The sequence below is a fragment of the Shewanella sp. MBTL60-007 genome (assembly GCF_019654915.1).
In the GTDB taxonomy this organism is placed as follows: Bacteria; Pseudomonadota; Gammaproteobacteria; order Enterobacterales; family Shewanellaceae; genus Shewanella.
Genome location: NZ_BPET01000089.1, coordinates 1 through 12,604, shown reverse-complemented (window position 1 = coordinate 12,604; position 12,604 = coordinate 1). Strand labels below are relative to the sequence as shown.

Sequence of the window (12,604 nt, the reverse complement as noted above, 5' to 3'; positions counted from 1 at the left end):
GTGCGTAACTCGTTTTAGGGCAAAACTGAGTTACTAAACATACAGAAAACACCTATTCCCCATCGGAGTTGCCGAAGTGCGTTGAAGACTCTTTATAAACCGGAGTAGCGTGATGCCGACATGGATGTCGGCGTAGCTTTCGCGGGGCAGGATGCCCCATCGGAAGCGTTAGCGATTTATCCATAAGCATGAGGAAGACAACTTCGTCTGGGGCGCTGAGGGTTTACTCTTATGAAATCAAGAGCGGGGACAAGCGCTTTCCCCCTTGACTCGGGTGTGGGCGAAGCGCCACGACTTTAACTGTTAGACGAAGTCTAACCTCAAAGCCCAGGTGTAGCCTGATTTCAAACCTTAAATCCAAGGCAAAAAAACCAGCTCAAAGAGCTGGCAAGACATGTTTCAAGTGTTCCAAACATTTTTCATGGTTGTCACCGCTAATTGTTATTACCGATTAGTGTTATCACCGGTTAATGTTATTCAGGCTGAGAACGAAAAATCCTCCGCTCTCAGCTTGTTTTATCTACGATTAACAACCTTTAGGAAATATCCAAACTTCAATAGCGCCATCTTTACTGCCAAAGTCGTCACCAGATGTTCCAGGGTTAGAAGGTGCCGTGTCTTGAGTTGGCGCGCTATTACAGGTGGTGGCAGGAATTACTGACCAGCTTCCGCCACCGGCTCCGGCTCCACCATCACCAGCACCGCCGCCACCATAACCTCCTCCGCCGCCACCGCCGCCAGAAGCGCTAAAGCTATCATCAGCATTGCCGCCTCTACCGTCTGAGCCAACATCAGGATCACCATTGACCCATTCACTATTAACGCCTAAAAACCCTTGGCCACCTTGACCACCAATGCCATCTTTGCCGTCATCAGCGCCATTTCCACCATTACCCCATTCATCAGTGCTACCACCGTCTGCAACATCAATAATGGCTTGGCCTACACCTATGGTTCCTTGGCCCATGGTTGATGAGGCTGCAACGCCACCAGCACCGCCATCTGTGCCATCGTTCAGCCATCCTGATGACTCACCACCGCCGCCACCTCCGGCAATCAATATGACATCGTCTTCAAGTGAGGCCGGGCTACTTTCAGCAATCATAACCAGAGTCGAAGAGCCTCCATCACCATCGATATTACTCAGAGTGCCATTTTCACCGATGAAGAAATTGAATGATGTCTGCCCATAATCATCTAGGAAATGAGATAAGGTTGTAACTGTTGAGGCAAAACCACTCTTACCACCGTCACCGCCAGAGGTCCAGAGCCCACCATTAGATCCAATCCCCCCTTCTCCTCCCCAGGCTAAAATCGCCATAGGCGTGTCGTTGTCTAAAGTGGTGTCAAAAGATGAGCTAACTTGGCTGAAGATATCAACCAGATTAACAGAGGTAACCAGCTCTGAACTATCTATAGCTTCGCAGGTTTGGATTGGCGTAGCGCCATCAACACCACCATACTCGGTGCTACAAACTTCCTTATCAACGGCTGGCAATAAACACTTATAAACAGTGTTCCCATCTTCGGTAACATCCTGCTTAACCGAATCGCACGGGTCTGTCTTAGCAACAGGGGTTGAGTTACAAAAGCCAACAGAGGTGATATCGCAAATACCTCCATCTATCCAAGTCGCACCAACAAGGTTGGCGTTATCAAACTCTGTATCCGTAACGGTCGCATTATCGAGATCCGCTGGGGATAATTGCGCACTGGAAAAATATGCCCCGCTTAGGTTGGCATTACTGAGATCTGCATAGGTCATTTCTGAACCACGAAAATCGCCGTTACTCATATCAGCGCCACTAAAGTTGGTTCCGGTGAGCGTTGATTCAAAAAGGTCAACATTGGTCAATATGGCATCAGTTAAATCCGCGCCAGAAAGATCTGCAAATGTGAGCGTTGCATTATCTAAGTCTGCGCCTGACAAATCACAATTCTGGCAAGAGTTTGTGGAAATAAGGGTCGTCACATTGTCATCGCTAGTATCGGCATAAGCAGGGCTTATCAGGACATTGCCAATAGTTGTCAGTAGTTTGGAAGCAATCGAATAATTAACGCTGTTTGCTTCTGGCTGCCAACCACTATCGGGCGTTGTCACTAAGAAGGTCGTATCTGTGCTATCAACATGCTGACCGTGGGTCAGTAACAACTGATATTCCCCCGTTGGAATTACTGCCGATACGCATTCATCATTGGCGGTAATACTAAGTACTTGCTCGCCGCTGCTACTAGTAAGCGCCATAGAATGATTTGAATTGCTGTTACTATCTTCATAGCAAAATGTATGCTTGAGAGTTCGCGAATATTGATAGGGGATGAGGTCTGAGCCAGATTTTCCGTTAGAGTCATCTGCTACAGTTGCTGAGGGTGGCTCAAGAAATAAAGCGACAGTGCCTTGTTCAGGGTTAGCACGTAAGCGGCTATTATTGGCAAAGTCCTTTTCGGTTAAAAGCCTTGATTGTATTTGAGTATGATTATCGTCGCTATTACAAGCAGTGACGAAGATAAGAGGAAATGTTAACGTTAACAACATGTTAGAGTTGCTGCGGTAATCATTGATAGTCTGCACGTTATTTTCCTTATAATGAAACAGATTTCTGAAGTGATAGATTTTTATGACATAGTAATAATGGGTTATCCCTAAGTCACAGAGCAAGCAAGACGGCATTATCCTGTACGATAGTGAATTAGAGTGCAGTACTAGTCAACCGATAATGAGAATGGCAACCGATTGCATTTCTTATCCTGCTTGATGTATCTACAGCCACCTATTATCTAGCGCCTAAGCTGTATCAAGGCGATTAAACCAGTTTGTATAAGTAGCAAAGCAGCCTTTTCTTAATAGCATTAAGTCCTAGGCAAAAAAAATGCCAGCAATGAGTCATTGTCTGGCATTTTTCAAGCGAGTTAAGCGGTTAGTGAGATGAGTGCCGAGTACTATTTTTCAATACTTGTGTTAACGGGTTATATCCATCAGGAACGGGTACTAATGAGTTTTCTTTTTCATATACAGCATACGCCGCTTTCAACTCCTCCACTAACTCAGGCATTTCTTGAGCTAGGTTATTCACTTCCGACGGGTCTATGCTTATATCATAAAGCTCCCACTCGCCATTTCCCTTGGGGGCTGGATTGTTAGATAACTTATATTTGCCTTGAAATACTGCGCTACTACCAGCCAGTTCATAACCGATTACGTCTTTTTCTCCATGTACGGACGGCTTCTCCCCCATAAGCACAGGTAATGCACTCTTACCATCTGGGATATGTATCTCTTTACCCTTATAATTTCTGCTAGGCATATCAACGCCTGTCACTTCTAGAATGGTCGGGTAAACATCTTTAACAAAAGCAAAGGTATTAACTTTTTTGTTTGCTGGTATTTTTTTAGGAAAACGCGCAATGAAAGGCACACGCAATCCCCCCTCACTTGAGAACGTTTTAAAGTAACTGTTAGGTGTATTTGCCGCTGCGGCCCAACCCGGACCATAGTCAGCATATGAACCTTTCTGCCCCATGCTAGAATAGTCACCGTTGTAATCATCTATATAGGTATACTTGTAATTCTTACGATACCAAGCTTCATATTCAGCTTTTGCAGACAGTAAGTTAGGATCGGTACCATTATCAGATAAGAACAAAATAAAGGTATTGTCTAACTCGCCGATATCTTTTAAATAAGTTAAGATTTTACCAATATTATGATCCATATTATCGGCCATGCCTGCGTAGGTTTGCATACGGCGAGCATTAAACTTTTTCTCTTCTTCGCTCAGGGTGCCCCAATCAGGTAACTGCCAATCTTCAAAACTTGTTTTATCAAAGTTTTCTGCCAGTTTAACTTCCTGAGGAAATAGTCCCATTTCTGTTTGACGTGCCAAGCGACTCTTTCTTAACACCTCCCAGCCTGCGTCATAAACACCGTTGTATTTATCAATAAACTCTTTAGGTGCTTGATGAGGATAATGTACTGCTTGGTAGCCTACCCAAGCAAAAAAGGGTTTGCCATCTTTGCGGTTACTCTCGATGTTATCAATAATCCGCTGTGTATAAAAATCAGAGGAAAAGTAATCTTCCGTAGGCAGTTCGACTTCTTTCCCGTTTTCAAAATAATGTACGCGCTCGTACATTGGCGCATATGGCTGCTCAACCCAATTATCTGCCCCGCTTTCAGCTAAAGCGAATGATTGTTCAAAACCACGAGCATGAGGAATTGATTCTGGGTTGCCCCCTAAGTGCCATTTACCTGCCATATAAGTATGGTAGCCTGCATCTTTTAAGACCGTTGCAATAGTAACAACAGAGTTATTCAAATACCCCTCATAACCTGGCTTACCAAATTGGTTATCAGCCATAATTTCATGCATATTGCCCAATCCAGCAAGATGGTTATCTACACCACTAATCAGCATCGTTCGTGTCGGAGAACAGGTCGCTCCCACATGGAAGTTTGTAAAACTCACCCCTTCATTGGCCAACCTATCAATATTCGGCGTTTCAATTTCACTACCAAAAGCACCAATATCACTATACCCCATATCATCTGCAATCAAGACTAGTACATTAGGTCGTTTTTCTTCCTTTAATTCTTCAATTCTTTCAGGTGCTTCTGTTGAACAACCAACTATTGTTAGCACTATGAAAGGGCTTAATAACTTCAACTTCATTCTAGTTCCTTTAGTTTTATGTACTCTTGGAGACGCAAAGAAAAAATATTTAACATTTGAATTGAGATGATTCATCACATCAGCCAAATGTAATTTCAACCTGCTCCTTGATATAAGGTCTCTCTCTGATAAATTAACAATACGACTACATCTCGGTAACGGTAGCAGTTTTTTATGAGCAGCAATATGCAATTCCCGCAAACCCCATTCGGCTTAAGTGAACAAAAGCTTCAAACTCATTACCTGAGTAAAATTGCGGCGTTTCAAAGTAGAAAAAACAGAAGTTATACTCAACTCAAGCCGGGTGATAACCAACATTGCTATATGGAGGCAAATCTAGGTAGTGTTCAATTACTACGTGAGCAGTTAACCTCTGCAACGCATATACGTGCAGCGCCCCCTAAACAATTTCTACCAATTGCGGTTCCCCTAGCGAGTAGCAAACCACTTAGATTTTGCGGTCGAGCAAGAGAAGAAAATACCTTGTTACAGGCTACGGGAGACGAATGGGACATTGCTACTGAAGGCTTCTTAGACTATGCAGCCCTAGTATTTGATTACGATTCACTGAACCTGCAGTATCAACATTTATATCAACGGGAAATCCCCTCACAATGGTTGTTCAACAAAGCCATAGAGAGTAGAAAAGAAAGTTTGAATTCGTATACCAATAGCATTCTTTATGCATTCAAATTAATTGCACGTACTGACAACCTATTTCAATCGGTAAAAACTTGCGAACTTCTCGCCAATTCACTCACTCAAACGACCCTAAAAACAGTGCTAAATATTGACGTCCCTCGCAGTTTAAGTCCGCATTCACGTCGGATAGCAGGTGTATATCGAGTTATTGACTATCTGCAATCATTTGCATCATGCTTACCTTCAATATCGGAGTTGTGCAAAGTCGCAAACCTCAGTGAGCGCAGTTTAGAATATGGCTTTCGTGAATACCTAGGAATAACACCTATTCGTTATCTTAAGGTTGTACGGTTAAATGGCGTCAGAGAAACACTATTAACTAGCGATGCTTCAGTTACAGTATCCCATGTAGCATTACAGTGGGGATTTTTAGAGTTAGGTCGTTTCGCAGCCGAATATCGCCAGCTATTTGGTGAGCTCCCCTCCAAAACCCTCAAGCAAGGCTAACCCGCCAGCTTCCCCACCAAACAGACAACAACATAAATTGCATGAACAGCATGCTCATTAGTAAGCCTAAAACCCGTCTCAAAGATATTGCAACCGAGTCACGGCAATTACAGTTTTCTTTTAAGCGCTTTCACAGCACTGACTGGCACGAGTTCTTCTAATTGCTCTACACAACTAGCCGCATTTTTGCGTTTATGCCGAATAAGAAAATCGCATTGTTGGTATAAATACTGTGGGTCCTGACTTACTTCATACGCTTTTATTAATGATTGTTCGGCTTGCACTTGATCCTGAGCCTCAACAGCTAGCGCGTAGATGTAATGAAAACGCGCATTAGCGGGTTCAAATATCGTGGCATTAAGTAGGTGAGCTTTGGCCAATGTCATATTTTTGTCTCGAATATAGGCCAACCCTAATGCATGATGTAAGACTCCACTTTGTTTAACCACTGACAGCCCTTGCTTTAATATCGCTATCGCTTGATCATTGCGCTGTAAAGTCCGATAAAGGTCTGCGAGGTTAATATAAGAAAGCACATAAATAGGCTCGACCTGTATCGCCCCTAGGTATTCTGCTTCCGCTTTAGCCAATAAGCCTTGGTGACGATAAACATTAGCAATATTGGTTCTCCCCGCACGATCGCTATTGTATTCTTGAACCGCTAAATACTCGTCTAAACTCGGCTTAAGCAGCGCCTGTTGTTGCAGAGTCAACCTCGGCCATTGTGGCACCAGAATACTTGCGGTTAGAAGCCGTATACTGAGCACTGCATCATCTAGCATAGGGCTTAACGCTTGCCATTGTTGCTCTGGTGAATAGGGGGCCATTGCTTGCACTGCCCCCATGCGGACTAGACTGCTACTACTTTTTAAAGAGGCTAAACTCGTTTTATAAGCTAGTTGTCCAGGATATTGGGCCAACCGTTCCAAAGCAGAAGCTGTAATAATTGAGCTCAGTTGCTTATTTTCCGCAACTTCCTTTAATCTTATCTGCGCGCCTTGATGTCGATTATCTGCTGCAAAAAAAGCTTGTGAAAAATGAGCACTATTTTGGATGACAGAATCGGGAAACCATTGCGCTAACATCGCACTCGCCCATTTATTATCTTTCTCTTTATGACAACTAACACATGCGTTAGGAACACCAATTTTCTCACTTAAATCGGGGCGAGGGATTTGCCAGCTATGGTCCTTGCGAAGATCAACTTGCATGTATTTTTCTTCAACCATATGGCAGTCACTGCACAAACTGCCTTCTGTACCAGCTTTATGGTGAGAATGCACTTCAGAGGCATAGTGGGTGGGGCTATGACATTGCAAGCACAAAGCGGGCTCTGCCATTTTTATCTTTCCTGTGTGGGGGTTATGGCAATTTGAGCAAACAACTCCTGCCTGACTCATTTTTGATTGTAGAAAGGAGCCATACACATAGTTTTCATCATAGATTTGTCCATCACTATGGTAAAGCTCACTATTAATCAAAGTTAGCTGCTGCCTATCTAAATATTCATTGTTTTGAATATTATCAGTGCTTTCGTTAAGCTTCACGCCTCGACTATGGCACTGCGCACAAGCTGTTAACTGTTGACTAGATTGCAAGGCCTGAGGCCCACGAATACGGGTTCCATTGTCGCGCCAATTGGTAACACTGGGCTGTAAAGTTCGGTCAAACCCCTTATTGGCAGTTTCATTTTTATGACTAGTCCATTTTATATGCTCAGATGCAGCACCATGACAAGCTTCGCAAGAAACATTGATTTCCGACCAGGTCGTTTGATAAGTGTTTTTTTGTTTGTTATAGCCTTTCTTTACATTGGTAGAATGGCAGTCCGCGCACATATAATTCCAGTTCTGCCCTTCATTTAACCAAAAAAACTCATCAGACTCTTGGGTAAATTGTGGGTAAAGATGGTACCAGCGCTGACCGCCCTCTTCTTTAGTGCGAGCATCCCAAGTATAAGGAATAAGCTGGACTCGACCGTCGTCAAACTCCACCATATATTGTTGCAAAGGGTAGACCCCAAAGGTGTACTTTATCTGATAATCAACAAATTGATTATCAGGGCCTTCTATATTCACCCAAAACTCTTTCCCTTTACGGAAAAAGCGGTTCTCTTTACCTTCAAACATAAGTGATGCTTGATTAAAATCTGCTAATACGGTCTCATCACTTGCATGACCCATAGCTTGGGCGTGTTGCGAAGTTTGCCACTCTGCCACCTGTTTTTGATGACATTCAACACAGCTATTCACTCCAACAAAATGACTCTCGCCAACAAGTTCGGCTCCATCTGCAAAGTGGCTTATCAAGCTGATAAACAATATAAACAGTACGCTTTTCATCAATTCCACCAAATCCCTTTGTTTAATCATCATTTGATATTCAGTAACTAAAAGCGCACTAACATAGCGGTTAAAAATGATGACATTTTCCATTTAATTCCGTTTACAGCTCTAGCCTTGTTAAAACCTAACGCCTAGCAGCATTACCCAACCAACAAAATAACTAAACTAGCATTTAAAACCAATAACATACTAAACTATTAGATGCAAAGTCATGCTAAATTACTAGCTTATATTTACGCAGAAATAGTCTGAAAATCATGAGCCTCTAGCTGATTCGCCAAAAGGAAACCGGCATAATATTGCTGGCGTTAAGTCATACCGCTATCGGTATTTATACCTACCAACCTTCAACACTATTAAAATTCAAGGCAAAAAAACCAGCTCAAACAGCTGGCAAGATATGTTTCAAGCGTCTCTAATAAAGAGTAAAAGGAAATCGGTTAGCGCGCTAGCGTTAAGCGATGGCATATTGACAAGGTCAATATACAACTTGAGTCTAAGCACACCCAAACATTAACTATGTCTACATTTAACTTTGCGATAAAGCACAACGCTAACATACAAAAACGCGCACTAGCTTTGCTATTTTATTTTAGAGATGAAGTGAATGTAGATGATTTGCCCTATCCCAGCGCAAATAAGCGATACCCGCAATAACCAATCCTCAATACCTTGCACCAGTGAATACCAATAACCACCGCATCAAGCAGCAGAGTCGTACCAAACACATAAATAGTTATTCACGTAATAATCGATCGGTTCCCAAACGGTATCCCCTATTAAGCCAAGTATATAGATCCCATAGCAAGCTAGCTGTCGATTACACGTAACACCTTTGGTCCATGCTTGCCCATAAAAGATCTTGTCGTGCAATAAAATGAATAGCGCTAGCAAGGCATAAACACCACAAAAAAGCTTGCAATGTTGTAAATATAATGCTAGCTGTAAATAACCTTTAAAAAAGTATGGATACTATATAATGAAAAAAGGATTACTATTAATTTTTGCACTCTCTTCTTTCACCCTAAATATCAACAACTTACCAACCACATCGTTATTTTTGGAGTCGTTTAACTATTTAGGAATGAACTCTGCGTATGCCGCTAGAGATAATATGTCTGATGAAGATGAAGATGACGGTGACGGTGACGGTGATATAATGGAGTTCTTTGAAGTAGAGGGGGAATCGTGGGATGAGTATTGGGAGGACTGGGAAGATGACGATTGGGATGATGAGTGGAACGCATATAATTGGGATGATGAAGATTGGGATGATTTCGAAGATAATGAAGAAGAATTGGAGCTAACTCCTGTACAGCAGTGCCTAATTAAAGCATCTCAAAACAGACGTATCTGTAGAAATACAGCTAATTCTCTTGCAGCCACTGGTGCTACTCTTTGTATTGGGTTTGCCCCTAATCTACTCGCTGTAGCTACTTGTGAAGGGGCCAATGCTATAGCTCACGACGATGCGCTATCAAAATGTGATATAGCGTTCGAAACGCAAAAGTTTGAGTGCTGATAAGTAAAGCTTTTTACAGGATAAATAGCAAAGGAGCTTCTATGTTACAAAGGTTACAAAAATATTTTTTTAAACTTCCTAAAAGTCTAACCTACCGTAGTTTTGCAATTTTTTTATGTTTAGCTGTTCCTACTTACGGGCTCTACTTCCTTGGGATTATCGAACACCAACCAGCTCTTTGGCAGCTATTATTCTGGATGTTTTTAGCTATTGCTGTTGGGCGTGCGACTGACGAGAATGGATTTAAAAAACTAAAATAGGTAACAAATAGCAATATTGGCTTTAGGGGCGGGATAGCACCAGCCAGGGGAATGCTAAAAGGAAATAATTCATTTGCAAAATGGAAAACTTAAGGCTATAAAATTAATGTTTATCAGTGGGATAGTTCTCATATCGAGTATTATCTTACTGGTAAATAAAATTATTTATCGCGATTCTGAACAACTTCCCCCTCCACCTCCTGATGTAAATATCATTGGGCATGGAAGTAATAAAAGTATATTGCATCAACCAGAAGACCCGTTTATTTCGAATTCAAACACCCATAATGTAATGCTAGGGAAGATTCGTGAAGCTATAGATATCGGACACAGTGATTCTTCTGAAATTAGTGAGGGAATTCAACTAGGTAAAGAAATATACAAATTAATTAATAATAAAGACTGGGGTGAGTTAATGAATTTCATAAACTCAATGCAGCAAATATCCTCAGAAGTACTTCAAATTATTTTATACCATGCACTGCAACAAGATGCTCCTTTGTCTGTAGTTATTGATTTACTTAATCAAGGCGCCACCTTACCGGGTAATACAATTTTTATGCTGGTTATAAAAGGGCAGCTTACTAAAATTATTGAACTTCAAAATTATGGGTTAGATATTTTCTACTCTGAACCGTCGATCGGCAACTCAGTCAATGTCGCTGTTAAGTACAAATCTAAACTTTCAATATTGAATTTATTACTTCATCAGGGAGTTAGTACTGACATCCGAGTTAACGGGTTAGACCCCCTTGATATCGCACTTAGCGACTATTTCAAAAATGGAAAAAACATAGAAGTAGTATCTAAACTTATCGAATATGATAGTGCTATAGAGTTATCACACATCCAGATTGTTGAATCAAACAGAGAGAGTGAGCTTGAATACTACAATAACTTAGTTATCAATATCCCCATATTTGCTCGCTAACTATAATTTACCATTAACTATGGCTGATGAGATGGACGCTCCCTAATACGGCGTCAATGCGCCAAACTGATGTTGAACCATTCAAAGTGTTAAATTGATAAGAAAAGGCTCTGTTCATCCTGCATAAACCCGCAAGAGACAAGGGTAAAAAACCGACTGGGTGTTTCACTATTTTTGGGTGTGTAGGTACGAAATTCATCAGGGGCGCAAGCAAAAGCTTGTTAAGCCCGTATATATGTCAGCACTACCGCATTTAAAAGCATTGCTTAAAGCTAAAAGAGTCAGTCAATAAGCACTTAACTGGGACTCAGAGTAAACAAGAAACTAAGGCAAAACAGCCTAGGTTAGCGAAGTACTCTCTTGACTAACCGGGAGCGTCCATATATGTCTATGTATTTGCGATGTATTTGTATTTCTCTATGCATTTCTCATACTCCTTCAACGAACTTAGTGGATATTGCACACTATAAGCACTCTGCACTCAGCAAATTCAAGGCAAAAAAAACAGCTCAAAGAGCTGGCAAGACATTTTTCAAGCGTCTCTCATAAAGAGTAAAAGGAAATCGGTTAGCACTAACACACTCTTTCAGTGAGCTTAGTGAATCTTGCGCACTATAGACACTCAGCAATCAGCAATCAGCAATCAGCAATCAGCAATCAGCAAAATTTAGGCAAAAAAAACCAGCTCAAAGAGCTGGCAAGATATGTTTCAAGCGTCTCTAATAAAGAGTAAAAGGAAATCGGTTAGCACTAACACACTCTTTCAGTGAGCTTAGTGAATCTTGCGCACTATAGACACTCAGCAATCAGCAATCAGCAATCAGCAATCAGCAATCAGCAATCAGCAAAATTTAGGCAAAAAAAACCAGCTCAAAGAGCTGGCAAGACATGTTTCAAGTGTTCCAAAAGGAAATCGGTTAGCGCGCTAGCGTTAATCAATGGCATATCGACAAGGTCAATATACAACTTGAGTCTAAACACACCCAAAGGGTGTTATAAGGTTGATGGATGATGGAACTACCTTTAAGGAGGGTTAGCCCTTAAAAGTCATGGCGTATAAACCGCCACGCAAAACAGTTGAATCCAACCAAGTGTTTTGCCAGTAAATCGTAGTTTGTCCTGTATAAGGCACAGTCAATACTCCTAACAAAGTTGTAAACATATACTCAAATTAAGTCAGTCAATGGGGTTGAACCAAACTGAATTACTGAGTCAACTTGTCGCTCGATTCCTTGGAGAATTATCCTTCCTAGATAGACCTAAAACTGGGAAAGGCTCTGCTTAACCAGTGAAAGCAATTATATACCTATGTAATTTTATTACAAGAGTTTCTATTAAAAAATACTCAAACAGTGCATAAAGGGTAATTTTACAACACAGCGAAGTGACCTGAATCACACAAACAGCCATATTAAGGGCACTGTTCACAGTTTGACACCTAATCCGATCAAAAAAACTACATTTAAACGCCGATAGCTATGGTAATAAACAAACAAAAATATTCCCGATAAGCCAGATCTAGCTCATCGATAAAAATTAGATAAAAAAAAGCCCACTCAAGGAGTGGGCAAGACATTTCAAGTGTTCCTAACGGAAATTGGTTAACGCGCCAGCGGTAATCAATAGCAAACAGCGGGAGTAAACTAACTCTGCTATCTGCGACTTGGTCTACAAGTATCTAAAAGATACAATAAAGGTTGATGGAAACTGATTAACTAAAAAGGAGG

General features: G+C 41.5%; 7 protein-coding genes. 4 read left to right on the top strand and 3 right to left on the bottom strand.

The genetic code is table 11. The annotated features are described in order from the left end of the window. Positions 1-526: 526 nt before the first annotated feature. Positions 527-2,572 carry a pentapeptide repeat-containing protein gene (locus K5Q92_RS22515; RefSeq protein WP_220771088.1) on the bottom strand — a complete coding sequence of 682 codons (2,046 nt, stop codon included), beginning with the start codon at positions 2,570-2,572 and terminating at the stop codon, positions 527-529. A 346-nt stretch (positions 2,573-2,918) separates the two neighbouring features. Further along, positions 2,919-4,769, bottom strand: coding sequence for a sulfatase-like hydrolase/transferase (locus tag K5Q92_RS22510; protein WP_220771087.1), 1,851 nt, complete (start codon positions 4,767-4,769; stop codon positions 2,919-2,921). Positions 4,770-4,844: 75 nt separating this feature from the next. Between K5Q92_RS22510 and K5Q92_RS22505 the strand changes: the two genes are divergently transcribed. Continuing rightward, the gene (locus K5Q92_RS22505; protein WP_220771086.1) at positions 4,845-5,819 is read left to right on the top strand and encodes a helix-turn-helix domain-containing protein; all 975 of its coding nucleotides are present in this window, start codon (positions 4,845-4,847) and stop codon (positions 5,817-5,819) included. Positions 5,820-5,926: 107 nt separating this feature from the next. Here the strand turns inward: K5Q92_RS22505 and K5Q92_RS22500 are convergent, their stop codons facing one another. Next, positions 5,927-8,254, bottom strand: coding sequence for a multiheme c-type cytochrome (locus K5Q92_RS22500; RefSeq protein ID WP_259649677.1), 2,328 nt, complete (start codon positions 8,252-8,254; stop codon positions 5,927-5,929). Positions 8,255-9,278: 1,024 nt separating this feature from the next. Between K5Q92_RS22500 and K5Q92_RS22495 the strand changes: the two genes are divergently transcribed. From K5Q92_RS22495 to K5Q92_RS22485, 3 genes are all read left to right on the top strand, one after another. Next, positions 9,279-9,686, top strand: a complete 408-nt coding sequence (locus K5Q92_RS22495; protein WP_220771085.1) for a hypothetical protein — start codon at positions 9,279-9,281, stop codon at positions 9,684-9,686. A gap of 41 nt (positions 9,687-9,727) precedes the next feature. Beyond that, positions 9,728-9,946, top strand: coding sequence for a hypothetical protein (locus K5Q92_RS22490; RefSeq protein WP_220771084.1), 219 nt, complete (start codon positions 9,728-9,730; stop codon positions 9,944-9,946). Positions 9,947-10,019: 73 nt separating this feature from the next. After that, positions 10,020-10,877 (top strand): hypothetical protein, encoded by an 858-nt coding sequence (locus K5Q92_RS22485; RefSeq protein WP_220771083.1) that lies wholly within the window; start codon positions 10,020-10,022, stop codon positions 10,875-10,877. Positions 10,878-12,604: the final 1,727 nt, after the last annotated feature.